Origin of the sequence: Mesorhizobium amorphae (assembly GCF_014843845.1) — a bacterium.
GTDB lineage: Bacteria > Pseudomonadota > Alphaproteobacteria > Rhizobiales > Rhizobiaceae > Mesorhizobium > Mesorhizobium amorphae_A.
The window spans coordinates 94825-118425 of the sequence record NZ_JHQS01000062.1 but is presented as its reverse complement, the minus strand read 5'-3'; the positions used below and the strand labels follow the sequence as shown (position 1 = coordinate 118425).

General features: G+C 61.5%; 21 protein-coding genes. 10 read left to right on the top strand and 11 right to left on the bottom strand.

Features of this window, described 5'->3' with window-relative positions:
- The first annotated feature begins 81 nt into the window (after positions 1-81).
- Together DH08_RS29035 and DH08_RS29030 are read left to right on the top strand one after the other, a co-directional pair.
- A complete protein-coding gene (locus DH08_RS29035; protein WP_192182694.1) occupies positions 82-864 on the top strand; it encodes a hypothetical protein in 783 nt (260 codons plus the stop codon).
- 204 nt (positions 865-1068) lie between these two features.
- Positions 1069-2124 carry an ornithine cyclodeaminase gene (locus DH08_RS29030; RefSeq protein WP_192182693.1) on the top strand — a complete coding sequence of 352 codons (1056 nt, stop codon included), beginning with the start codon at positions 1069-1071 and terminating at the stop codon, positions 2122-2124.
- 6 nt (positions 2125-2130) lie between these two features.
- On the opposite strand, the gene DH08_RS29025 is transcribed toward DH08_RS29030, so the two are convergent.
- The 4 genes from DH08_RS29025 to DH08_RS29010 all read right to left on the bottom strand — a co-directional run bounded on the left by DH08_RS29025 (position 2131) and on the right by DH08_RS29010 (position 7534).
- Positions 2131-3816, bottom strand: a complete 1686-nt coding sequence (locus DH08_RS29025) for a tetratricopeptide repeat protein (protein WP_192182692.1) — start codon at positions 3814-3816, stop codon at positions 2131-2133.
- A gap of 95 nt (positions 3817-3911) precedes the next feature.
- Positions 3912-5036, bottom strand: a complete 1125-nt coding sequence (locus DH08_RS29020) for an NAD(P)/FAD-dependent oxidoreductase (RefSeq protein ID WP_192182691.1) — start codon at positions 5034-5036, stop codon at positions 3912-3914.
- An 85-nt stretch (positions 5037-5121) separates the two neighbouring features.
- Positions 5122-6651, bottom strand: a complete 1530-nt coding sequence (locus DH08_RS36995; protein WP_192182690.1) for an amino acid ABC transporter permease/ATP-binding protein — start codon at positions 6649-6651, stop codon at positions 5122-5124.
- A 97-nt stretch (positions 6652-6748) separates the two neighbouring features.
- A complete protein-coding gene (locus DH08_RS29010; protein ID WP_246801034.1) occupies positions 6749-7534 on the bottom strand; it encodes an ABC transporter substrate-binding protein in 786 nt (261 codons plus the stop codon).
- Between the two features lie 262 nt (positions 7535-7796).
- Between DH08_RS29010 and DH08_RS29005 the strand changes: the two genes are divergently transcribed.
- Positions 7797-8885: a LacI family DNA-binding transcriptional regulator gene (locus DH08_RS29005; RefSeq protein ID WP_192182688.1), complete on the top strand. Its 1089-nt coding sequence runs from the start codon at positions 7797-7799 to the stop codon at positions 8883-8885.
- 45 nt (positions 8886-8930) lie between these two features.
- Here the strand turns inward: DH08_RS29005 and DH08_RS29000 are convergent, their stop codons facing one another.
- From DH08_RS29000 to DH08_RS28975, 6 genes are all read right to left on the bottom strand, one after another.
- Positions 8931-10571 carry an ABC transporter substrate-binding protein gene (locus DH08_RS29000; protein ID WP_192182687.1) on the bottom strand — a complete coding sequence of 547 codons (1641 nt, stop codon included), beginning with the start codon at positions 10569-10571 and terminating at the stop codon, positions 8931-8933.
- Between the two features lie 267 nt (positions 10572-10838).
- Positions 10839-11888 (bottom strand): alpha/beta hydrolase, encoded by a 1050-nt coding sequence (locus tag DH08_RS28995; RefSeq protein ID WP_246801028.1) that lies wholly within the window; start codon positions 11886-11888, stop codon positions 10839-10841.
- A 17-nt stretch (positions 11889-11905) separates the two neighbouring features.
- Positions 11906-12583 (bottom strand): isochorismatase family protein, encoded by a 678-nt coding sequence (locus DH08_RS28990; RefSeq protein ID WP_192182686.1) that lies wholly within the window; start codon positions 12581-12583, stop codon positions 11906-11908.
- Between the two features lie 27 nt (positions 12584-12610).
- Positions 12611-13909: a M24 family metallopeptidase gene (locus DH08_RS28985; protein WP_192182685.1), complete on the bottom strand. Its 1299-nt coding sequence runs from the start codon at positions 13907-13909 to the stop codon at positions 12611-12613.
- 86 nt (positions 13910-13995) lie between these two features.
- Positions 13996-14973 (bottom strand): GlxA family transcriptional regulator, encoded by a 978-nt coding sequence (locus tag DH08_RS28980; protein WP_192182684.1) that lies wholly within the window; start codon positions 14971-14973, stop codon positions 13996-13998.
- 163 nt (positions 14974-15136) lie between these two features.
- Positions 15137-16093 (bottom strand): COG2958 family protein, encoded by a 957-nt coding sequence (locus tag DH08_RS28975; protein ID WP_192182683.1) that lies wholly within the window; start codon positions 16091-16093, stop codon positions 15137-15139.
- Between the two features lie 222 nt (positions 16094-16315).
- Here DH08_RS28975 and DH08_RS28970 point away from each other — a divergent pair, with 222 nt between their 5' ends.
- Complete coding sequence (locus DH08_RS28970; protein WP_192182682.1) at positions 16316-16813, top strand: GAF domain-containing protein; 498 nt, start codon at positions 16316-16318, stop codon at positions 16811-16813.
- 218 nt (positions 16814-17031) lie between these two features.
- On the opposite strand, the gene DH08_RS28965 is transcribed toward DH08_RS28970, so the two are convergent.
- A complete protein-coding gene (locus tag DH08_RS28965) occupies positions 17032-18126 on the bottom strand; it encodes a YeiH family protein (protein WP_192182681.1) in 1095 nt (364 codons plus the stop codon).
- Here DH08_RS28965 and DH08_RS28960 point away from each other — a divergent pair.
- The 6 genes from DH08_RS28960 to DH08_RS28935 all read left to right on the top strand — a co-directional run bounded on the left by DH08_RS28960 (position 18065) and on the right by DH08_RS28935 (position 23599).
- Positions 18065-18358: a hypothetical protein gene (locus DH08_RS28960; protein WP_192182739.1), complete on the top strand. Its 294-nt coding sequence runs from the start codon at positions 18065-18067 to the stop codon at positions 18356-18358. The genes DH08_RS28965 and DH08_RS28960 overlap by 62 nt on opposite strands.
- Before the next feature lie 87 nt (positions 18359-18445).
- Entirely contained in the window at positions 18446-18907 is a 462-nt protein-coding gene (locus tag DH08_RS28955) for a GNAT family N-acetyltransferase (RefSeq protein WP_192182680.1), read from the top strand.
- Positions 18908-19045: 138 nt separating this feature from the next.
- Positions 19046-20479 carry an aldehyde dehydrogenase family protein gene (locus tag DH08_RS28950; protein ID WP_192182679.1) on the top strand — a complete coding sequence of 478 codons (1434 nt, stop codon included), beginning with the start codon at positions 19046-19048 and terminating at the stop codon, positions 20477-20479.
- A 377-nt stretch (positions 20480-20856) separates the two neighbouring features.
- Positions 20857-22248, top strand: a complete 1392-nt coding sequence (locus DH08_RS28945; protein ID WP_192182678.1) for an ApeA N-terminal domain 1-containing protein — start codon at positions 20857-20859, stop codon at positions 22246-22248.
- Between the two features lie 469 nt (positions 22249-22717).
- Complete coding sequence (locus DH08_RS28940) at positions 22718-22915, top strand: hypothetical protein (protein WP_192182677.1); 198 nt, start codon at positions 22718-22720, stop codon at positions 22913-22915.
- Between the two features lie 87 nt (positions 22916-23002).
- Positions 23003-23599 carry an ANTAR domain-containing response regulator gene (locus DH08_RS28935; protein ID WP_192182676.1) on the top strand — a complete coding sequence of 199 codons (597 nt, stop codon included), beginning with the start codon at positions 23003-23005 and terminating at the stop codon, positions 23597-23599.
- Positions 23600-23601: the final 2 nt, after the last annotated feature.

Genomic DNA, 23601 nt, shown 5'->3' with positions numbered 1-23601 from the left:
CTGGACGGCGACGTTCAATCTTGGCAAATTTACTGTCGAGTCCGCCAACCTACACGCGGCGGTGAGCACGGGGGGTGCATCATGACTTCGACGACAATGGAACGGCCGGAGAAATTTCAGTTCGGCAGGGTGTTCAACAACACATTTGCCGTAATCGGTCGCAACATCGGTCTTTGCATTGGTTTGGCTTTGCTGTTTTCAGGTGTGCCGACGGTTGTTTTTCGACTTTGGACCGAATCGCGCATGCAAGCGATCTTGCAGACCGATCCTGGCGCCGCGGCAGACCCCACCTTCGCGTTTGGCAATCCCTGGATCACGGTTGTTGCCGTTCTCATAAGCTCCATGCTGGCGCTGCTGCTGCAGTCGGCGCTTGTGCGGGCCACCATCGAGGATTTGAACGGCAAGCGGCCGACCCTTGGCGACAGCCTCCAGATCGCCACCCGCTTTTTGCTGCCGACCCTGGCGATAGGTTTCCTCGTTGCTCTGGGGTCGGGCCTGGCCATGATCGCCTTGATCGTGCCCGGCGTCATCCTGTGGCTCGGCTGGTCGGTGTCGGTGCCGGTTCTGATCCAGGAGCGGCTCGGAGTGTTCGGTTCCATGTCGCGCAGCCGTGCTCTGACCAAGGGCAGCCGCTGGTCGCTGTTCGGCCTGTTCCTGGTTTTGATCATCATCGCCATGGTCATCCAGGGGGCGGTTGGCGTGGTTGTCTACCTGTTTCACGGCACTGTCGCTTCCATCCTGGAGGGGCTGGTGCAGAGCGTGGTGTCGATGGTGCTGTCGGTCGCCGCCGCGGTCAGCTATGTCGAGCTGCGCCAGGTCAAGGAAGGCACCAGCGTCGATGAACTGGCGGAGATCTTCTCCTGACGGGGAGCGTTCTCACCATATCATGAAGCTCCTGCACATTGGCCTTCAGCCCGAACGTGGCTGAAGGCTGCGCCTGCTCGTGGCCACCAGCGCTGCGATTGGGCGCTTGAGCCGCGCGATCCCGCACTCGCTTGCGTGATGAAGGCGTATAATGCTCAGCGCAATGACTGATTGCCGTCGGCAAAGGCGGGAGCACGCGAGACCATGATCCCTAATCTCAACATCGTTCCCTTCGTCAGCGTCGATCACATGATGAAGCTGGTGCTGAAGATCGGCGTCGAGCGTTTTCTTACCGAGCTTGCTGCCTACATCGAGGACGACTTCCGCCGCTGGGAGGCCTTCGACAAGACGCCGCGCGTCGCCTCGCACAGCGCCGAGGGCGTCATCGAACTGATGCCGACCAGCGATGGCGAGGTCTATGGCTTCAAATATGTCAACGGCCATCCCAAGAACATGCGCGAAGGCCGCCAGACGGTAACCGCTTTCGGCATGCTGGCCGACGTCCACAATGGCTATCCGGTGCTGCTGTCGGAAATGACCATACTGACGGCGCTGCGCACGGCGGCGATGTCGGCGCTGGCGGCAAAGCACCTGGCGCCTGCCGGCGCCGATTGCATGGCGCTGATCGGCAATGGCGCCCAGGCCGAATTCCAGGCGCTGGCTTTCAAGGCGCTGCTCGGCGTGCGCAGATTGCGCTTCTTCGACATTGATCGCGCGGCGACGGAAAAATGCATCCGCAATCTCGCCGGCCTCGGCTTCGATATGGTCGCTTGCGCCACCGCGCAGGAGGCAGTCGAGGGCGCTCAGATCATCACCACCGTCACCGCCGACAAGCAGTACGCCACCATTCTCACCGACAACATGGTCGGCTCCGGTGTCCACATCAACGCGGTCGGTGGCGATTGTCCCGGCAAGACCGAGCTGCACCGCGACATCCTGCTGCGCTCAGACATTTTCGTCGAATACCCGCCGCAGACCCGCATCGAGGGCGAGATCCAGCAGCTTCCCACCAACCATCCGGTAACCGAGCTGTGGCAGGTCATCACCGGCGTGGCAAAGGGCCGGCGCGAGCCCGGCCAGATCACCCTGTTCGATTCCGTCGGCTTCGCCATCGAGGATTTTTCGGCGCTGCGCTATGTCCGCGACCAACTGGCATCGACCGGCCTCTACCAGGAGCTCGACATGCTGGCCGATCCCGACGAACCGCGCGACCTGTTCGGCATGCTGCTGAGAGCGGCGGCACCGGTGAAGGTGACTTGAGGTGCCTCAATGGCAGCAACTGTGCCCTGACTGGACGCTTGTCCGACAGAGGCAGGACGAGGTGATCGGTACGTCCGTTCTGGCCAGCGCGGCGGCGAGCCTCGCCTGCAGCAGCGGAAGCTCGTCAGTCTCGCCGCGGCGCTTCAGGCATTCCACCAGCCCGTGCAGCGCCCAGACATTGTCCGGATGCTGCGCACAGCGCTGCACCGTGCCGCTGAGGCCGAGATCGTCGCGATAAACCTGCTCGGCCTCTTCAACGTGACCCTGGTCGAGAAGCAGGGCGGCCAGCGCATGGCGCGGCGGGTGCATCCATGCCCAGGGTTCGGTGTAGGAGAGATTGTCGTCGAGCTCGACCGCTTGCCGAAGGTGAACGTAGGCCTCCTCATGACGGCCCTGATGGTAGGCGAGCTCGCCGTCGAGCAAGGCAGCGCCGACGGCGAGCGAGGCGCGGGTCGGGTTACTGAGGAAGCGCCGCTCCGGCGGTATGCGGCTCAGATGAAGGTGGAAGCGCTCGCGCTCCCGTTCCGCTGCGGAGAAGTCCCGCAGCGTCGCAAACGCGACGCCCTTGGCGTAGTGCTGCATGGCCGTGGTCAGCACATAGAGTTCGGGCTCTCCAACCATCGCCTCGTCGATGATCTCCTGCCAGCGGCCGAAGCGCACCTGCACATGCGATCGCATGGCATGGTAGCCCTCCACCGTCTGCGTCAGCTTCGGCCGGTCGGGGATGCTGACGACATCGCGCGTCACCAGGCTGCGCACCTTGTCGGCCGCCCACAGCGCCGGCTGGTACTGGCCGAGGAACATGCAGGTGAACATCATCAGATGCAGGTCGTGGCAGCAGCCGAGCAGGTAGTAGGAAGTCTCCTGCGCATAGGCGAGATAGAGGTCGTTGGCGCGTACCGCCTTTTCGCTGGCGAGCTTTGCCTTCTCGTATTCGCCGCAGAGTACATAGATATGGCCCGGCATGTGGTTCATGTGCCCGGCATCCGGACACATCGTGCCGAGCCGGTCGGCGGAACGCATGCCGCGTTCCGGCTGGGTCGACATCTCCAGGAGATGGATGTGCAGATGGATGATCGCCGGATGCTGCGCGACACCGGCCTCGTCCGATAACCGGATCGAGCGCTCGCAAACCTCCAACGCCTCCAGCACATCCGAATTCGGCGCCGGCTGGCCGGTCTTGAGGTTCCACAGCCGCCGCACGGTGCGCATCATCAGCGCCTCGACGGTGAGCGCCATCACGTCATGGTCGTTAGGGAAGTCTGCATAGACGCGGCGCATCTCCGCGGCATAGGCATCGTCCCATTGCTCGAATTCCGCCGGCGTAACACGCTGCGGCTTCTGGAACCGGCAGGCCAGCGCCTCGATCAGCCGCCTTTCGACCGTGCTCGCCTGATCGGTATTGGCGCGCGCAAGCTGGACATGCTCGAAGCACAGTTTCGTCGCCCTGTTCGCCTCGGCCTCGCCATGCTCCTTCCAGGTCAGATTGTAGAAAGGTCCGGCGGCATAAGCGATGCCCCAGTGCACGAAGGCGCAGTCAGGGTCCGTTTCCAGCGCCTTCTCGAAACATCTTATCCCTTCTTCGTGATTGAAGCCGTAGCACCAGTTCAGCCCGATATCGAACCAGCGCTGCGTCTCCGCCGAATGGGTGGAGATGGGACGCCGGTAAGAGCCGAGGTCGAAATGATCCATGCCTGATTGCTTCTCGCGCCGATGGTCAGTCAGGCGCAATCTGTGCCAAAATTCACGCGCATGGCAAATGGCATTCGGCGAGCGCTTGCTCCCGCTCAGCTTTCAAACCGTCCAGGGCGAAACGGTTCAAGCAGCGAATTTGGCGTCCCGCTGACGATTTCTCCGGCCAGCAATTCTCCCGCGACGAGGCCAAGCGTCGCGCCGCTATGGCTGAAGACGACGTGATAGCCCGGAATGCCGGTCAATTGGCCGATCACCGGCTCGCCATCGGAGGGGATTGGTTTTGGCCCGGTGTGATAGCTTGCCAGCGCGAGCGTCGGGTTTCCCTCCAGCACCTTGGAGGCTTCATCGAGCAATCCTGCAATGGTCGACGGCTTCGCCTCGTACATGCCGTCGTCGCCCACGATTACTTCATCTTCGGACCAGGCCGAGTCGAGCGCGAAGGCGCCGTTGGGCGTCGGCCGGATGGCGACGCGCGGCGTGTTCAGCACGGCCCTGAGCGGGTGCTGCAGCGGCTTGGTGAGGACAAGCAGCGCGCGTGTCGTGCCGTCACCTATGCGTTTGCCCACCTTCGCCGCCATAGCCGGCACCCCCGCACCTGTCGCAACAACGACAGCATCGGCCTCGACCACTTGGCCGGAGGCAGTCTTCACGCCGGTGACGCGACCGTTCGCAAGAGTAACATCCGCACGGCCGGCATCGGTGATGAGACGGCCGCCTCGTTCGCGAAACTCCTTCAGCAGCAGGCCGATGAGCGACGGCAGGTCGACCCATCCTTCGTCGGCATTGAAGATCGCACCCTGACGCGAAACCGCCTTTGCATCGACACCCGGGGTGACGGCGGCGATATCGCCTGGCGCGAGCAGGCGCGTCTCATAGCCGATCGCCTGCTCATGACGGAAGATTTCCGGGATCTGGTTGGAAGCGTTGTCGGCATCCCAGGTGAGGCCGCCATCGAAGCGCAGCCAGGCACCGCAATCATTCCCGGCCGCAAGCGTCCTGTAGCGGTCGAGGCCCTGCATACGGAGCCTGTGGTAGGTGGCCGAACGCTTTCGCGCCGAATTGAGCCAGGCGAGCGAGCGCGACGATGCGCCATTGGCGACCGGGCCGTCATTGACGATCGTCGTTTCTATGCCGAGGCGGGCGAGATGGACGGCCGTGGAGATGCCGAAGATGCCGCCGCCGATGACGGCGATCTTGAGGGCAGGATTGTGGGTCATGAATGGAGCTTTCGATGGTCGGACGATTGGATTTCGGGGTCATGCCCTGCGCTTGGCCCGGCCGGCCCGTGCGCGGCGGCATCGTTCATAGGACCTCGGCGAGGAACTGCCTGAGCCGCGGGCTCTTCGGCCTGTCGAATAGCTCCGCCGGTGGGCCGACCTCGACGATGCGGCCTTCGTCCATGAAGGCGACCTGGTCCGCCACCTTGCGGGCAAAGCCCATCTCATGGGTGACGACGATCATCGTCATGCCGCGGCGGCCGAGATCGGCCATCAGGTTGAGAACGCCCTTGACGAGTTCGGGGTCGAGCGCGCTCGTCACCTCGTCGAAGAGGATGACTTCGGGATCCATTGCCAGCGCGCGGGCGATCGCCACGCGCTGCTGCTGACCGCCTGACAGGCGGCTCGGCCGGTAGTCCTTTCGCGCCGCGAGGCCCACTTCGGCAAGGCGCGCTTCCGCCTGGCGCCTGGCCTGGTCTGTCGCCATGCCCTTGATCTTGGTCAGGGCGAGCATGACGTTCTCGAGTGCCGTATGGTTCGGGAACAGATTGAAATGCTGAAAAACCATGCCGACGCGCCGGCGCAGCGTCTCCGGTCTCATCGCCAGGATGCTTTCACCGTCGAGCAGCACGTCGCCCGCCTTCGGCTCGACCAGCCGGTTGAGGCAGCGCAGCAGCGTCGATTTTCCGGAGCCCGACGGACCGATGACGCAGGTGACCGTCCCCGGCTCGACCTTGAGCCGGATCTGCTTGAGCACCTGAAGCTCGCCATAGGCCATGTCGAGATCGTGAACCTCCAGGCTGCCGGCCTTGACGGCCGAAGGCGTGGCGCCGGTCGTCGCCGAGGCTTTGCCTGCCGTGTTCTCCAACTCGCCGACCTCGACTAGGCCGCTGACGCCGCCGCCGGGCTTCTGCTTGCCGAGCCGCAGGCGATTGTCGATGGTGTTGACCACATGGGTCAGCGGCACGGTGATGATAAGATAAAACAGGCCGGCCAGAAGCAGAGGCGAGAGGTTCCCGGTGACCACTGCCTGGTCCTGGCCGATGCGGAAAATCTCGCGTTCGGAGGCAAGCAGGCCGAGAAAGTAGACGAGGCTGGAATCCTTGACGTTGCCGATGAACTGGTTGACCAAAGCGGGGAGCACGCGGCGCACGCCCTGTGGGATCACGATCAGCCGCATGCCCTGGCCGTAGCTCATGCTGAGCGCGCGGCACGCTTCCATCTGGCCGGTTTCGACGCTCTGTATGCCAGAGCGGAAGATCTCGCCAATATAGGCGCCGGCAATCAGGCTGAGCGCGAGGATGCCGAGCGGGTAGGGGGAGGGGCCAAAGATGTCCCGGCCGATGCGCGCGAATCCCTGCCCGATCAGCAGGATGGTGAGGATGGCGGGCAGCCCGCGAAAGATGTCGGTGTAGACGCGCGCCGGGATGCGCAGCCAGGCGGAGCGCGAAATGCCCATCACAGCAAGGACCATGCCCAGCAGGATGCCGAGCACGGTGGAAGCCGCCGCGAGGATCAGGGTGTTTTTCAGCCCGACCGCAAGCAGCGCTGGCAGCACCGACGCCATCGCGTCCCAGTCGAAAAAGCTGCGCTGAAGGTTCTCGAGCCAGTTCATCTGCCAACCTGCCTTGCGCGGCGGCAAAGCCACCGGTCGTGTGATCGCTCATGTCTATTTGAGGCCGCCGGCATTCGCGCCGGCGGCCTCACGCGGCTCAGTTCTTCTTGGGAAGATATTGCTCCGGCATCGGCGATCCGGGGAACCATTTCTGGTAGAGATCCCTCCAGGTGCCGTCCTGCATCGCTTCGTGAATGCCCTTGTTGAGCGCTTCACGGAAGGCGTCGTTGCCCTTGCGGACAACAAAGCCGGCCGGTGCATCGAAGGAGGGGATGTTGATCGCGACCTTCAACGCCGGATAGCGCTCGCCATATTGTTTCGCCGCCTCATAGTCGAGGAAGTGCGCATCGACCGTGCCATTGTTGAGTGCGGCGATGGCGGAGTTGTTGTCCGGGAATTTCACCAGGTCCGTGTCCTTGAAGTTCTTCGCGGCATAGATCTCCTGCAGCGTGCCCTGGACGACGCCGAGGCGTTTGCCGTCGAGGCCTTCGGCACTGGTGATGCTGGCGTCCGACGTCAGCACCGAAAGATATCCGGCCAGGTAGCCGTCGGAGAAATCGACGTTCTTCTTCCGCTCGGCGGTGGTTCCGATGGCGGCGACCGCGACATCGAAACGTTCATTGGCGACCGAGGGCATGAGCGCGGAGAATTCCTGGCCGGTGAAGGTCACCTGATCCGCCTTGAATCCCATCCGCCCCACCACCTTCAGGAAGAATTCGAGGTCGAAGCCGGTGAATTTGCCGTCGGCGGTCGTGAAGGCATAGGGCTTTGCATCGCCCATCGTGCCGACGCTGATGGTCTTGGCATCGATCAGATTATACGGATTGTCGGCGGCCCACGCCTTGGGCAGGGACAGGGCGGCCAGCGTGACGGCGAAGATCATGGAGCCGATGCGCTGCCGCGGGCTCGATGTGAAAAGACCTCTGATGCTCATGGTTGTTCTCCACTCTGAAGATCGGTCCGCGGGGGCGCTGAAGCTTTCACGGCGGACACGCGCCAATTTTCAATACGGCTTGCGATGTGACGCCTCCAGGCGCTCTTTTTCCTGTGAGACCGGTCTCAAATGTAAATGAGACCGGTCTCTTGACATTTGTAGTCATGGGAATGACCATCCGTCAACGAATTCGGAAGCGATTTTTTCCACAATGAAACGTCCGCCCAAGGCTCCCTCCATCACCGTCAGCGATGTCGCCCGCCAGGCGAAGGTCTCGAAAGCGACGGCAGCGCGCGTGCTGGGCGGCTATGGCCGGGTGAGCAAGACGGTGCGCGCCGCTGTACTCGAAGCGGCGAAGGCGCTCGACTATCGTCCAAACGAATTGGCGCGCAGCATGACGACGGGACGCTCAGGCAGCATCGGCGTGGTCGTCGGCGACATCGAGAACCCGTTCTTCTCGCTGGCGGTGCGCGGCATCAGCGACGTGGCGCGCCTGTCGGGCATCAACGTCATCCTGGCCAATTCGGGCGAACAGGTCGAAGCCGAGAAGAATGCGATACGCGTTCTCATGGCAAAGCAGGTTGACGGGCTGATCGTAACGCCGGCCCAATCCGGAGAAATCGCCCATCTCGTGGAGATTGCGCGCTCCGCCTGTCCCTTGGCGCTGCTCGACCGGGCGCTGCCGGATCTCGATGTCGATACCGTGACCGTCGATGATCGGGATGCGGCCTTGCGCGCCACCCGCATCCTGACGCGGGCAGGGCACACCAGGATCGCCTATATGACCGCCGCAGTCTTGTCCGGGGACTTTCGCGGCAGCGAGTCGAGGATCAACACGTCCACCGTGCGTGAGCGCATTCTAGGATTTCTCGATGCCTGCCGGGAATCCGGCATAGAGCGAGCCGAACGCAACATCCATTTTGGCTCCGGGCGATCCGAGACGTCGCGGGCCGTGATGCATGGATTGCTGAAGAGCCCAGACCGGCCGACGGCGATCCTCGCATCGGATAGCGTCGTGGCACTCGAATTGTTCAAGGCGATCCGGGAATGCGGCCTGCGCATTCCGCAGGACATGTCGCTGATCACCTTCCACGATGCCGACTGGACGAGCGTGACCACGCCGCCCATCACCGTCATCGACCAGCCGGTCTACGCGCTGGGAAAATCCGTGGCAGAGCTATTGATACGCCGCCTGAAAGGCGATGACCGGCCGCCCGAAAGGATCATCCTGCCGACGACCATCATCGAGCGTATGTCGGTCGCGCAAGCTCCGGATGTCGCCAGGCAGGCCACCGCCTGACGCGCCCACAACAAAGTGGCCGCGTCGGAAGCCCGGTCAAACAGGTCAGCTCTCCAGCCAGACCTTCTCGAAATGCTGTTCCAGCGACTGGTGCTGTTCGCAGCCATGCACGCCCTTGCGGTAGGTGCGATAGACCGAGCGCCAGTAGGGCTGGACGATGATGCCGGAGTCACGCAAATTCTGCTCGATCTTGGCCATGATCTCCTTGCGCGCCTTGGCGTCGGGCATTGCCAGCGCCTTGTCGAGCAGTTCGTCGAACTCCTTGTTGGCATAGGCACTTTCGTTCCAGGCGGCGCCCGATTTGTAGGCGAGCGCCAGCACCTGGACGCCGAGCGGCCGTCCCAGCCACTCGGTACAGGAGAAGGGGTATTTGCTCCAGTCGTTCCAGAAGGTTGCGGCCGGCAGCACGGTGCGCTTGATCTTCAAGCCTGCCTCGCGCATCTGCGCGGCGATCGCATCGCCGGTGCTCTTTTGCCATTCGACATCGACGGAGATGAGCTCGTACTCATGGTCGACTTTGCCGGCCTCAGTGAGCAGCTTCTTCGCCTCATCCACATCACGCTTGGCGGGGCCGATATCGGCATATTCGGGGTGCATCGGGCCGACATGGTGGTTGTCGGCGGGTTTGCCGCGGCCGTCGATACCGAGCTTCAGCACGGCCGAATTGTCGACGGCAAGCTGGGCGGCGCGGCGCACCTTGACGTCGTCATAGGGTGCATTGCCGACATTGAAGCGCGCCACGATGGTCGAGCCGGTGGCGATCTCGGAATTCTCGAGCCCCATGTCTTCGGTCTGCGACACGGCATCGGAAGCGGTCTCGTGGTCGGTGTCGATCTCGCCGGATTCGAAGGCCGACAGCATGGCGTTGGGATCGGAGCCGTAATCGACCCATGTGATGCCGTCGAGATGGAACTCGCCCTTCCACCACGGCTTGTCCTTGCGCCGCACCTCCGCACTGGTCTCGGCATCCCATTTCACCAGCTCGCAAGGACCGGTGGTGATCGCCAGCGCCTTCATCGGGTCGCCGTCGCCCTCATAGGAGCGATGCATGATCAGCGCCGGATAGTCGGCCATGCCGGCGATCAACGAGATGTCGGGCTTTGGCAAATTGAGTTTCACGGTGAAGTCGTCGACTTTCTCGATGCCGCCGTCGACCGGCTTCTTGGTGTCGGCGTTGACCAGCGCGCCCATGCGCGCGGCGACCGAATTGCCGGCGATGGAAGCGTCGCACCAACGCGTCAGATTGTGGACGACGTCGTCGGCGTTGAACGTGTCGCCGTTCGACCAGGTGATGCCCTTGCGCACATGAAGCGTCAGCGTCTTGGCGTCGTCGCTGGTCTCCCAGCTTTCGAGCAGCCACGGCTCGAAGCTGAAGTCGGTGTTCCAGCGCACCAGATATTCGTTGCAGTGGCGCGCGACATTCGACATTTCGACGCCGTCGAAGGTGCGCGGATCCTTGAAACCCTTGACGTTCATGGCGACGCGCAAGGTGCCGCCACGCTTCGGTTCTTCGGCGCGGGCGGGCGAGGTGCTGAGGCCGCCCAGCGCCAGCGCCCCGGCGGCGCTGACGCCGAACCCGGCCATCAGGGCGAGGTACTCGCGCCGGTTCATGCCGCCCTTTCTGAAATCGTCGGCGATCGGCTTTGCGCGCGGGTGAAGTTTCCTGTCGGTCAGCATGAATTTCATCGTCGATCCCTCCCTGTTGGGCGCCCCGGCCGATCGCGGTGCGGGGGGCGGATGCGTTTCGCCGGAGCGCCCTTTGGCCTGCGCCGATGATAGGGCGGGCTTACGCAGGGAAATGTTCGCTTTTCCGCAGTTCTTGTGCGCTGTTCCGCAGGGCATGGGTACAGCCAATCTCCCCCCTCGTGGGGAGATGTCCGGCAGGACAGAGGGGGCGCTGTCCCGCCTTACGGTTCAGTTAGCAATAGCTGCGTTCTCAGGGGGGGCGGGTGATCAAGAACCCGAAGGTTCGCGATCCTTCGCGCCCCCCTCTGGCCTGCCGGCCATCTCCCCCACAAGGGGGGAGATCAGATCTCCGTCGCCGGCGCCCAGCATGGTGACGGAAGCGATGGCCGAGAGGATGTCGAGGAAAGCCTCGCCGGCGCGCGGCACGTTCTTGCGGGCGCGCAAAAAACTGTGCACGAGGCGCGGCTCCTCCTGCCACCAGGCCGAGCCGCCGGCGGCAACGATGCGGTCGCGATAGGCCTCGCCGTCCGACGATAGCGGGTCGCATTCCGCCGTAATGACGAATGTCGGCGGCAGGCCTGAGAAATCGCTGTCGCGTAGCGGCGAAAAGGTCGGATCGTCGGGCGATTGTCCGGGTGCGGAGCGGATGCGGCGATAGAAATCGATATCGCCGAGCGTGAGCAGCGGCGCCTCGGCGTGCTCGATGTAGGAGCGGCCGGCCTCGTCGCCGCCGAGACCGGGATAGATCAGCACCTGTCCGGCCGCGCGGCGCGGGTGGCGGCGCGTCGCATGCGCGACGGCGGCGGCCAGATTGCCGCCGGCGCTCTCGCCGCAAAGCACGATCGGCAGGGCGCTCGTCGCGGCCACCCATTCGAACACGGCCAGCGCATCGTCGAAAGCGGCAGGATGAAGATGTTCCGGCGCCAGCCGGTAGTCTGCCGACAGCACCTCGAAGCCGGTGGCTGCGCAGATCTCGGCGCAAATGTCGTCATGGCTGTCGAGCCCGCCCAGCACGAAGCCGCCGCCATGATAGTAGACAACGATCGCCTGCGGCGCCTTGCCGGCGAGCCGGTAGCCCCGGACAGGAATGTCGCGAGCGGCGGCGGCGACCAAGCCGTCACTGGCTGATAGGCCCGGCGGATGGCCCGGGTGGAAGGCCCGGCACATCGCGTCATAGACCGCCCTTTGCTCGGCGATCGGCAACTCGGCGATTTCGGGCGGATACCATTCGTTGACCCGGTCGATATAGACCCACAAAGCCGGATCGAGCCGACGGGCATATTTCCCGCGCCTGGTCATGTGGTGGACCGTGCCCATCGCATCCGATCCTCGCGTCAGAGGTCGTCGTAAAGCCCGGCCGCGTTCTCATAGGTGAAGCGCAGCGGCACCGAACCCTCGACCTGCCAGACGCTGACCGTGTCGCCCGACAGCAGCCGGCAGGCATCCACGGTGTTGGCGACGGCGCCGCCATAGAGCCGGTTGGCGAGGTTGAGGATGGCGGTCTGGTGCATCGCGGCACTGGCGCTGCCGCAGGCGTCCTTGACCAGCAGCACGCGAAAGCCGAGCGCCACCGCATCCCGAACGGTGGCGTCGATGCAGGCCTCGGTCCACACGCCGGCGATCACCAGCCATTCGATGCCGGCAGCCTTGAGCTGGTCGGCGAAATTTCCCTTGCCGAAGGCGCTGGCCTCGGTCTTGACCAGCATCGTCTCGCCGGAAGCCGGCGCCACTTCCGGGCAGATCGCGGTCAGCGGATCGTCCTTGTCGGAGAAGGCCGATTTGCCATCGGCATCGACCGGATGGAACGGCCGTGCCTTGGCGAGGTCGACGATATAGGCCCAGTGATAGAGCGGCACGAAATTGCGCCGCGCTGCTTCCTGCAGACGCTGGACGTTGGCGAGGATGTCGCCGAAGCCTTCGACCAGATAGCGCTTGTCCTGGCGATGCTCCTCCTGGAGATCGATGAACACTGCGGCCACCGTGCCGCGCCGGATGGAAATAGGCGTTTTCATGCGAATGTGGCTGTCGGTGCGTCGGGGCTACTTGTCAAGAAATTCGTCCTCATAGGGGAAGCGCGACAGAAGCTCGGTGCCGGTCTCGGTGATCAGGATCTCGTCCTCCAGCTTGACGCCCTCGCGGCCGCCTTTCTCGCCGATATAGCTTTCGACGCTGACCACCATGCCGGGCACGATGATGCCATCGCGGCCATAGGTCTCGTAGTCCATGGCATGCGCGATGAACGGCGTCTCGCCATGCATGCCGACACCGTGCATCACCGACGTATAGCGCTGGTCGACGAAGCGGTCGGGGATCTTCCACGCCTTTTCGGCGATCTCGCGAAAAGCCATGCCGGGCTTGACGATCGAGATGTTGTGCTGAACCTGGTCATGCGCCATGCGGTAGAGCGATTTCTGATAGTCGGTCGGCCTGCCCGGCCCGCAGCGGAAGGTGCGCGAAAAGTCCGAATAATAGCCGTAGCAGCCGATCGTGTCGGTATCGAGCGCCAAGAGCTCGCCCGGCCTGATCTTGCGGCCGCTCGCCTCGTTGAACCACGGATTGGTACGCTGGCCCGAGGTGAGCAGGCGGGTCTCGATGAACTCGCCGCCCTGCCGGATCACCTCGTGATACATGATGGCGAACAAATCGTTTTCGGACACGCCGGGTTTTATTGCCTCGCGCACGGCTGACACAGCAGCCTCGGCGCCGGCCATCGACACCTGCAGGCATTTCACTTCCTCCGGCGTCTTCACCGCGCGCACCGCCAGGATCTCGCCCTGGCAATCCCTGACCTCGCAGCCGCGCTTTTCAAGCGCCAGCGCCTGCAGATGGCCGCAGCGGTCGAGGCCGAGCTTCATCGAGCCGCCGCCATGTTTTTTCAGGAGCTCGGCGATCTCGTCGGCGAACGGGCCGGCGGTCTCGTCGTCGCGGCCCGAGACGGAAGACCAGACCAGCTTGGACGGCCGCGCCTCGTCGATCGTGTCGAGCACCATGGAGACATGGTAGCTCTGCGGATATTCGAACAGCACGATCGGCCCTTCGGTCGGGATGAAGAAATAGCGGGTCGAATTGCGCAGGAAATAGCCGAACATGTTGCGCGAGCCGGTGGCATAGCGCTGGTTGTAGGGGTCGAACAGAACGACGCCGCCGTAGCCGGCCTCGCGCATCCAGGCGCGCAGCTTGGCCAGCCGCCCCTTGCGCAACGCATCCGCATCGATGAAGGACGGCTCGGTGTCCGACAGCCACATGCCGCCGGCCGGATCGGCCGCCGCGGGGTGGCGCATGCGATCCTTGAAGTCCACGTCCTCGGTGCTGTCGGGGTCGAAAATGACGATGCTCATGGGTGCCTCCTGAAGCGGCGAAGATGGGCCATGCGTCATGCAAACGCTGTGCGGAATCCCGCAAATGTCGTGCCGAATGCCGCACTCTAATGCCGTCGTATCCCCTTCGGCGCATGCCCATGCTCCTCGCGAAACGCCCGCGCAAAGCTCGACATCGAGGCAAAGCCGCAGGCGAGCGCCACGTCGCGCACCATCAGCGTCGAATGCGCGAGCAGGTCGGCGGCGCGTTTCAGCCTGAGCCGGCGATAGTAGCCATTGGGCGAGATGCTGAGTTCGGATCGAAAATTGCGCTCGAGCTTGTCGGGCGAAACGCCGAGCCTTGTCGCCAATTCCGCCATGCCGAGCCGCTCCTCCACCGCGTCCTCCATGATGGCGATGGCCGACAGCACCAGCTCGTTCTGCACGCCGGTGCGAAGCCTGAGCGGCATCAGCTTGCGGTCCACACTCGATCGCAAAGGGCTGTGCACGAACCATTCGGCGACGCCGGCGGCGAGCTCGGCGCCATAGTCGTGGGTGATGATCTCCAGCATCATGTCAAGGCTGCCGACGCCGCCGGCCGACGTAAAACGCTTGCGGTCGATGACATAGAGATCGCGTCTCAGCTCGATATCTGGGAATGCTTCGGTGAAGGCCGCCTGGCTGGTCCAGTGCAAGGTGCAGGCATGGCCGTCGAGCAGGCCCGCGCGGGCGAGGAAGAACGCCGCATCCGCCACAGCACCAATATCGGCGCCGCCCCTGAGGCTCTTGCGGATCCAGCTCAACGCCTCGTCGGCGACGAGATGGTCGGCATCGCCGCCGGAGCAAACGACGATGCGGTCGACCTTCGGTGCATCGCCGGCAAAAAAGCCCGGCTGGATGACGACGCCGTTCGAGGCTTCGACCGGACCCTTGCCGGCGCCGACGATCACCCAGCGGTAGCATTCCTTCTTGGCCAGCACATTGGCCGCGCGCAACGGCTCGATCAGCGAGCTGAACGCCATCATCGGAAAACCCGGGAAGACCAGCACAGCGAAGGTAAGGGGAGCCTCGGTCGGTTTGGATTGCGTGCGTGGGCCGGTGTTCATGGAGTCAACATTTTGGTCGAACTGCTACAAAGACCGCGTTTCTAGCGGAGAGCGCATATTACCAACGTTATTCGGCCCAATGACGACAGATCATTGTTGGGATATCGGTCGAGAACCCAGCCGCCGAAATCTACCGATCCTGATTCCAAGAAGATTTGAGTCGTCACATATCCCCAGTCTGAAAAAACTGCCTGACCTTAGTCATGAATTGATGAAAGTCCTTATTTTCGACGGCCAGACGGCTGCACATTGCCCACTCGAGATCCGGCCTTTCCCTGGCCGGAACGAGGATTTCGCTCTCCGTTGGATTTTCCTCATCCAGTCGAATGATTTCGATGCCGTGCATGGCGTAAAGGATTCGAAGTTCCTTGAGGGTCTCTGAGCCTTCGATGTTGGCGGCAACAAGGTAGCCGAAATTTGCCCAGGACGAATTCGAGACTGCTTGGAAATAGGTTTCCCGGGCATTGGATCGGTTGACGAGCAACTTCACCTCGAAGGACCACAGTCTTATCTGTCGGTCCCTGCTTTCCCGAACTGCCGTGACGACTTCACGATGAAGGCCATCGGTTAGGTTTTCCATTCCGACGACATCGGGAAACAACCACTTGTTTCCACCAGCCCCATAAGCATTCGACGACTTCTTTTCATCGATACGATAACCCTTCACATTATGCTCGAACCCCAAAAATTCGACGAGCATTGGATACAGATCTTGTTCGCTCCTCCTCGCTATCTTCTTTTCGATGACAGTGGCGGGATCATCAACACCGACTTCGTCCGCCGCCGCAAATTTCACGAACCGATCGCGACCACTCTCCACGTCCTCGACTTCCTGTTCCTCAGTCTTTTCCGACCAGTAGAACAGTCGTGGTCGCACCCCTTCCGTAGTCCGCAACTGTGGAATCTGCTTCTGCCATGAAGGCCTGTTCGCTCCTATTTCAGCCACGATCTGGTAAAGCAGTTGGTCATGCGTTTCGATGGAAACACTTCTCTCGATCTTGGCGGCTGCGTCCTCAGGATATTTCTCGGTGATCCAAAGCGCTATGTCGCGGGCTTTGAATCGCTTCTCGGGGTTCGCAGACAGGAGTTCGACTACTCTTTTCTTTAGTGCAAACGACATTATCGCCTCGAAACTGCTCTGCCAGCCACGATCATAGGCACACGCGCGGCTGGCGCAACGGCGTGAAGGGCGCTGGTGTCTCGTTTGCACACCACGCCGGCTGCGATCCGGATCTTCTTGGCATGACTGGTATTCATTTGCAGGCTATTTCCTCACCGCTTCATTGGTGGCAGAGAAACTGTAGCGGGCGTTTCGGGACACTGGCAACGGAGACACGACACGATGTTTGCGGCCAAAACTATCGACGGCACCGACAAGATCGCCTTCTATCGCGATCTCGCCACCCAGCTGAAGGCGCTGCTGGAGGGCGAGCGCGACTCGATCGCCAACGCCGCCAACACGTCGGCCCTGATCTTCCAGATGGTGCCCGACCTCAACTGGGCCGGCTTCTATTTCCTGGCATCGGACGAGGAACTGGTGCTCGGCCCCTTCCAAGGCAAGCCGGCCTGCGTGCGCATCGCCGTCGGCAAGGGTGTCTGCGGCACGGCTGTCGATCTCGGCATGTCGATGCTGGTCAAGGACGTGCACGACTTTCCCGGCCACATCGCCTGCGACGCGGCCTCGCGGTCGGAACTGGTCGTGCTGCTCAGGGACAATGACGGCGTCTTCGGCGTGCTCGACCTCGACAGCCCGACGCCCGGCCGCTTCGACAAGGAAGATCAGGCCGGCATCGAACAGCTCGCGGCGATCTATGTCGCGGCGAGTTCGTTTGAGGATTAGTTCCTCGACATAGAACTCAGTCGTCGAGTTCTACGGCGCCCCCCTCTGTCCTGCCGGACATCTCCCCCACGGGTGGGGAGATTGGCTGTCATCGCGGCTTTCGCCTACCTCCAAGGCTGAAGGATGAAGCGCCGTCGGCGAAGCTGCTGATCTCCCCCCCAAGTGGGGGAGATGTCCGGCAGGACAGAGGGGGGCGCCGTAGAGCGCTCCTTGGAGCCCTAGGCGAGCTTCACCAGCATCAAACCAAACGCTGCGATGAACATAAATGCCGAGAAGGCCAGCATCAGCGGGCGCAGGCCGCGCGAGCGCAGCTGCGAGATATCGGCCTGAAGCCCCATGGCGGCGAGCCCCATGGTCAGCATGATCTGGGTGGCGAGAGCGATCGCCGAGTGGATCTGGGTGGGCATTGCGACCAGACTGTTCAGCGCCACAACCGCGATGAAGGCCACGACGAACCACGGCATGGGCGCCTTGGCCGCCGACGGATCGGCACTGCCGCGGCGCGCCATCAGGCCGAGCGCGAGCACCATCGGCGCCAGCATGGCGACGCGGGTCAGCTTGGCGACGGTTGCGGTCTCGCCGGCCTGCATGCCGTTCTGGAAGCCGGCGCCGATCACTTGCGCCACCTCGTGGATCGAGGCGCCCGCCCACAGGCCGAACGCGTGCTGGTCGAGGCCGAACACCGGCGCCAGCAGTGGAAAGCCGAGCATGGCAATGGTGCCGAACAGCGTGATGGCGGCAACGGCGTAGGTGACATCCTCGTCGCGCGCGTCGGTCACGATGTTGGTGGCGACGATGGCCGAGGCGCCGCAGATCGAGGTGCCGGCGGCGATCAGCTGCGCCAGCTTGCGGTCGACGCCGAGCAGCCGGCCGAGCGTGACGGTGAAGACGAAGGTGGCGCCAAGCGTGGCGGCCACGATGCCGACGCCGCCGGCGCCGATCGCCGCCACCTGGCCGAGCGTCAGCTGGAAGCCTAGCAGCACGATGGCGAAGCGCAGCAGCCGGCGCTGTGAAAATGCGATGCCGGCCTTGGCGTGCGCCGGCGTGCCGAGCACGTTGGAATAGATCATGCCGGCGACCACGGCCAGGATCATCGGGCTGAACAGCGCGAAGCCTGAGACGCTGCGGGCCGAGTAGGCGACGCTGGTGATCATCGCCACCAGGACGATGCCAGGCACCACGCCGGCCCAATTGAGCGCGGCCGGGCCTGTGCGCGTTTCAATACCGGGTCCGTTTGGAAGATCGTTCGCGGTGGTCGACAGGAAAGACAAGGAAATTCTCCAGACGAATTCGCCAGTGGAATGCCATTCCATTACCGATCTTTCCAACGAATTATTCGCATCACAACGATCGATTTTTCAGAACGATTGCGAGGCCGTCGAATTGGCTGCGGATGATGGGGTTGCGCAACCGCCTCTATCCGCCCCGGCAGGCGGCTTGACGCTTCGCCGTTTCTGCTTCAGCTTGCCGCCATGTTCGCCTTTCCCGCAAATTCAAAGCGACGCCGCCGTTCTCACGAGCGGCAAGCTGATTGCGCGAAGATAAAGGCCGGCTAGTCGACAATCCGGTCTGTTCGTCCCCAGCCCCGCCATCCAAACGGATCGGCGGGTTTTTTGCATTTGGAGCACTTGAATGACTGATCTTTCCATCCAATTTCGGTCGGCCGAGCCGGCGGATGCCGCCACCATCAGGGACATCGTGCGCGCCGCCTACGCCAGATGGGTGCCGGTGATCGGTCGCGAGCCCTTGCCGATGCGCGCCGACTACGACAAGGCCGTCCGCGAGCATCAGTTCGATCTCGCCGTCGAGAACGGCGAGATCGTCGGCTTGATCGAAACCATGCGGCATGACGATCACATCTGGATCGAGAATGTCGCCGTCGCGCCCAAGGCGCAGGGCAGGGGCATCGGCCGGCTGCTGCTCGACGGCGCCGAGCGCAGGGCCGTCGAAGCCGGTTGCCCAAAGCTTCGCCTGCTGACCAATGGCGCGTTCGAAGCCAATGTGCTGCTCTATCGCAAGCACGGCTATACGGTGGATCGGGAAGAGGAATTCATGAACGGGATAACCGTCTATATGAGCAAGGCGCTCGCGTAGTTTTGTTTGGCTCCGAGCCGAACAGGCCTGGCTCAATCACTTGGTGCTTGCGTTTGACAGTGCCGATCGCGCATCGTTATCTCTGGAAAAATACGACGATCCCCCCATCAAAATCGAGATCCGTGCGAGGAGGAAACCATGTCCCATAATCTGCAGTTCTACATCGATGGTGCCTGGGTCGATCCGGTCGTGCCAAACACGCTCGACGTCATCGATCCGTCGAATGAAGATGCCTTCGCGCAGATCTCGCTCGGCTCCAAGGCCGATGTCGACAAGGCGGTGGCCGCCGCCAGGCGCGCCTTCAACACATTTGGCTTCACCGAGGTCGCCGAGCGGCTCGACCTGTTGAACCGCATCATCGACATCTACAAGAAGCGCAGCGCCGATCTTGCCGTTGCCGTGTCGCGCGAGATGGGTGCGCCGCGCCAGATGGCGCTGGACAGCCAGGTCGGCGTCGGTCTCGCGCATCTGCAGAAGATGGCCGAGGTGCTGAAGAGTTTTCAGTTCCGGCACGTCAAGGGCTCCTCGCTGGTGGTCAAGGAGCCGATCGGCGTCGTCGGCCTGATCACGCCGTGGAACTGGCCGCTGAACCAGATCACCTGCAAGGTCGGCCCGGCGCTCGCCGCCGGCTGCACCATGGTGCTGAAACCGTCGGAAATCGCGCCGCTCGATGCCATCATCTTCGCCGAGATTCTGGACGAGGCCGGCGTGCCGAAGGGCGTCTTCAACCTCGTCAATGGTGACGGGCCGGGCGTCGGCCAGGCGCTCTCCAGCCACCCCGATGTTGACATGATGTCGTTCACCGGCTCGACCCGTGCCGGCATCCTAGTCGCCAAGGCCGCCGCCGACACGGTCAAGCGCGTGCATCAGGAGTTGGGCGGCAAGTCGGCCAACATCCTGTTCCCCGATGTCGATCTTGCAAGCGCCGTCAGCAAGGGCGTCGCCGGCTGTTTTAGCAACAGCGGCCAGTCCTGCAACGCGCCGACCCGCATGTTCGTGCCGCGCGACCGCCACGACGAAGCGGCCGCTTACGCCAGGACGGCGGCGGAAAAATTCACTGTCGGCCCGGCCGATGCGCCCGGATCAAAGCTCGGCCCGGTGGTCAGCCAGGTCCAGTTCGACAAGATCCAGGACCTGATCCAGGCCGGCATCGACGAGGGCGCCACCCTGGTCGCCGGCGGCCCCGGCCGTCCTGCCGAACTCAACCGCGGCTACTATGTCCGGCCGACCGTATTCGCCGACGTCACCCACGACATGCGCATCGCCCGCGAAGAGATCTTCGGACCGGTGCTGGCGATCATGCCCTATGACAGCGTCGACGAGGCGATCCACACCGCCAACGACACCGTCTATGGCCTGGCCTCCTACATCCAGGCCAAGGACATCCAGAAAGCCCGCGAAGTCGCCACACGCATGCGCACCGGCAACGTCTACATCAACTACCCGACCTGGGACGCCGGCCTGCCCTTCGGCGGCTACAAGCAGTCCGGCAACGGCCGCGAATATGCGGAGTATGGGCTGGAGGATTTTCTGGAGATCAAGGGTATCGCTGGGTACGAGGCGGCGGAGTAGGCTTGGCTGCAATTTATCGCCCGATCAGACGACGATGCAACCGATCTTCGGCGCATCGTCGACACGCCGTCGGAGGCCTCCACCGGCGGTCACCCAGCGCCAGTTCTCTCTTTCGCCAACATATTGGCCCCGCGCATCGTCTCTGAATCTAACGCCCTCTTAGGAAAATCAACAGCATGGGCGTTGGCGGGTTTCGCTTGGCCGTGCGAGTGTTCGCGGCTTCAACATGCCGAGGCACAAATACGGCCGACCGGGACACCGATGTAGCGCCGCATAGGCAGCGGATCGAAGAATACTCCTTGGGCGCATCGCGATCGCAGCCAGAATAGTCTAAGACACACTTGCATTCTCTTAGGTGGGCGTTGCGGGAGGCTCGTATGAGGGTTCGCGAGAAAATCGAACTGTCAGGTTATTTCTGGCTTCCGGACAAGGCTGATCACAAATTACCCGGAACTCTATCCATCGCAGATGGCGGAGATATCAAGCTCGATGTTGTCGGATTGTTCAAGGAACATCCTTCGATCGAGAAAAAAGATTACGAGCTGAAGCGTATAATTGGGAATGTCGAAAAGCATGGTCTAGTGACGTTGGATGATTGTTTCTATAAGTACAAGAATTATGCTTTTGTAGGGATATCAAAATCAAAAATTGTAGTAAACAAGGCCTTCTTTGGAGTTTCGTACGACGAAGGGGAGGACGTTCTATTTACTGAGATGACGTTTTCCGTCGAGGGTTTGGACGAATGGTTGGAGATAAGTGGAATAGAAATAGAGTACTTTAATGAGTTTAGATCTGCATCGATTTCGTACAATCCGCCAGAGAAGTTAGTATATCATCTAGGTGATGGAACAGGCATTTCTGTCTTGTTTGCATACACACTCCCGGCGCCTTCAAAAATTTCCGAGGCGAAGGTGACTCAAAAAGCCTACTTTAGAATAAACTCAAAAGAGGAAAAACGGTTTTCGTATTTTACAAGTGTGGCACATAAGATAGCAAATATGCTGTGTTTTGCAATAGATCAAACCGTATCTATAAATGAAGTAACGACTATGTTAAAAAATGTAAATATAGGGATTGTTGGTGAAGAAACAAGGCCAGTAGAAATATCGATTTACTACTCAAGTTTGCCGTTTTCTGCAGAGATTCCCGCGATTTCGAGTCACAGAATGCTATTTCGATATGCTGACATTAGGCATGAGGCAGAAAGGTTCATTCGCAATTGGTTTTCTGCTTATGATATTATAGCACCCTCTATGGGATTATACTTTGCAGCAAAATTGGTAGGCCATAAGTATTTAGATAGCAAGTTCTTAGCATTGGCTCAGGGTCTTGAGACATATAGCCGGAGAACTTGCGACGAGAAGACGATGGATGACGCAGAATTTTCTACCATAAAAGAAGGACTATTATCAGCGTGCCCCGATGACAAGAAGGAATGGCTCGAGAGCAGGCTCGCTTATGGCAACGAAATTAGCCTATCAAAAAGATTAAAGAACATTATTGCTCCTTTCAAGGAAATTCTTGGTGGAAGCAGAGATAGAGAAAGCTTTGTAAGAAAGATTGATACACGAAACTACCTTACCCACTTTGATGAAAGATTGAAGACAAGAGCGGCGACGGGAAAAGCAATATGGCCAATTTATATTAAGATGGAGGCAATTTTTCAACTCCAACTGTTGACGGTTTTGGGATTTTCAAAAGCCGAAATTTCGGACTTAGTCGGCAAATCCTCTGAAGTGGCTCAGAAGCTAAGAGGCGGGGGCGCATAGAAGGCGGCGCGGGCAAGGTTGCTCTTTCACGCAAAATAATTGGGGGGAACTATGAATGTAGGACAGTGGCTGGGTGCTAACACGAACGGTTCTTGGCGTCGGCTCAGTCCACAAGAGCGAATGGCAATTCGAGATTTCCCCGTTCTTTGGGCACTATTCGAATTGAAGATTTCCCATCCAGCTACGGCAGATGCTCGCGGAATAATCGATGCAGTCGATCGGCTACCGCGAGGAGCCGCGTTTGCCCAGAAGGCATTCTCTGACGCGTTCGGGTACTACCGAGATAGATACTATAGCGGCGGCCACCCGACACGACATTATGATCCCCTGGGCCTGCGGGGCCTTGGGGAGGCGCGCGTGTTAGAGGTTTTTGACGACGTTCGAACAGGACCAAGGCATGAACTGATCGCAATTCTTTTGATAATAAATCGCCTTCGGAACAATTACCTTCACGGCAGCAAAGCGTCAGATGGATTTCGCAATCAATTACACAATTTTAGACACGCCGAACTCTGATGGCCGCAATTCCATTGTGGCGGTAGCCGAAGATATGGGCTGCACCCCCAAATACCTGGCGCAGGTGCTCTCAAAGACAACGCTGACAACAAGACAACGCGCCGCGCGCTGTCTTGCAGTCACAGGCGGATCCGCATCGACAAAATCATAGCTGTCAATTTCCAGCGCGCGCCTCTTCAGGCCGAGCGCGGCCTTCATCCCGCATTGCACAATCCCCCCGCTTCGACATATTGGAGCGATGGTCCGCTCCTCACTCGCCGTTCTGGTGATCGACGAAAACCGCATCCGTGCCTCGATCATCGAGGCCGGGCTGCGGGAGGCCGGGCATGAGCGGGTCACCGTCATCCATGACGTCACCGGCATCGCGCGACGCATTGCCGAGATCGAGCCTGATGTCATTGTCATCGATCTCGAAAACCCGAACCGCGACATGCTGGAAAACATGTTCCAGCTGTCGCGCGCGGTGAAGCGGCCGATCGCCATGTTCGTCGACCGCTCCGACCAGGCTTCGATCGAGGCGGCCGTCGATGCCGGCGTGTCGGCCTATGTCGTCGATGGTCTGCGGCAGGAGCGCGTCAAGCCGATCCTCGACATGGCGGTCAGCCGCTTCAACGCCTTCTCGCGCATGGCGCGCGAACTGGAGGAGGCGCGCAGCGAATTGGAGAGCCGCAAGGTCATCGACCGCGCCAAGGGCATTTTGATGAAGTCGCGCGGCTTGAGCGAAGAGGCGGCCTACACGCTGCTGCGCAAGACGGCGATGAACCAGAACCGCAAGATCAGCGACATCGCCCAGAGCCTGGTGACCGCCGCCGGGCTGCTCTCGGAGGACGAATAGGC

Excerpts from the sequence above, each read along its gene's own strand:
- DH08_RS29035 (WP_192182694.1), top strand. The coding sequence starts at position 82 with ATGACTTCGACGACAATGGAACGGCCGGAGAAATTTCAGTTCGGCAGG.
- DH08_RS29030 (WP_192182693.1), top strand. The coding sequence starts at position 1,069 with ATGATCCCTAATCTCAACATCGTTCCCTTCGTCAGCGTCGATCACATG.
- DH08_RS29025 (WP_192182692.1), bottom strand. The coding sequence starts at position 3,816 with ATGGATCATTTCGACCTCGGCTCTTACCGGCGTCCCATCTCCACCCAT.
- DH08_RS29020 (WP_192182691.1), bottom strand. The coding sequence starts at position 5,036 with ATGACCCACAATCCTGCCCTCAAGATCGCCGTCATCGGCGGCGGCATC.
- DH08_RS36995 (WP_192182690.1), bottom strand. The coding sequence starts at position 6,651 with ATGAACTGGCTCGAGAACCTTCAGCGCAGCTTTTTCGACTGGGACGCG.
- DH08_RS29010 (WP_246801034.1), bottom strand. The coding sequence starts at position 7,534 with ATGATCTTCGCCGTCACGCTGGCCGCCCTGTCCCTGCCCAAGGCGTGG.
- DH08_RS29005 (WP_192182688.1), top strand. The coding sequence starts at position 7,797 with ATGAAACGTCCGCCCAAGGCTCCCTCCATCACCGTCAGCGATGTCGCC.
- DH08_RS29000 (WP_192182687.1), bottom strand. The coding sequence starts at position 10,571 with ATGAAATTCATGCTGACCGACAGGAAACTTCACCCGCGCGCAAAGCCG.
- DH08_RS28995 (WP_246801028.1), bottom strand. The coding sequence starts at position 11,888 with ATGGGCACGGTCCACCACATGACCAGGCGCGGGAAATATGCCCGTCGG.
- DH08_RS28990 (WP_192182686.1), bottom strand. The coding sequence starts at position 12,583 with ATGAAAACGCCTATTTCCATCCGGCGCGGCACGGTGGCCGCAGTGTTC.
- DH08_RS28985 (WP_192182685.1), bottom strand. The coding sequence starts at position 13,909 with ATGAGCATCGTCATTTTCGACCCCGACAGCACCGAGGACGTGGACTTC.
- DH08_RS28980 (WP_192182684.1), bottom strand. The coding sequence starts at position 14,973 with ATGAACACCGGCCCACGCACGCAATCCAAACCGACCGAGGCTCCCCTT.
- DH08_RS28975 (WP_192182683.1), bottom strand. The coding sequence starts at position 16,093 with ATGTCGTTTGCACTAAAGAAAAGAGTAGTCGAACTCCTGTCTGCGAAC.
- DH08_RS28970 (WP_192182682.1), top strand. The coding sequence starts at position 16,316 with ATGTTTGCGGCCAAAACTATCGACGGCACCGACAAGATCGCCTTCTAT.
- DH08_RS28965 (WP_192182681.1), bottom strand. The coding sequence starts at position 18,126 with ATGGAATGGCATTCCACTGGCGAATTCGTCTGGAGAATTTCCTTGTCT.
- DH08_RS28955 (WP_192182680.1), top strand. The coding sequence starts at position 18,446 with ATGACTGATCTTTCCATCCAATTTCGGTCGGCCGAGCCGGCGGATGCC.
- DH08_RS28950 (WP_192182679.1), top strand. The coding sequence starts at position 19,046 with ATGTCCCATAATCTGCAGTTCTACATCGATGGTGCCTGGGTCGATCCG.
- DH08_RS28945 (WP_192182678.1), top strand. The coding sequence starts at position 20,857 with ATGAGGGTTCGCGAGAAAATCGAACTGTCAGGTTATTTCTGGCTTCCG.
- DH08_RS28940 (WP_192182677.1), top strand. The coding sequence starts at position 22,718 with ATGGATTTCGCAATCAATTACACAATTTTAGACACGCCGAACTCTGAT.
- DH08_RS28935 (WP_192182676.1), top strand. The coding sequence starts at position 23,003 with ATGGTCCGCTCCTCACTCGCCGTTCTGGTGATCGACGAAAACCGCATC.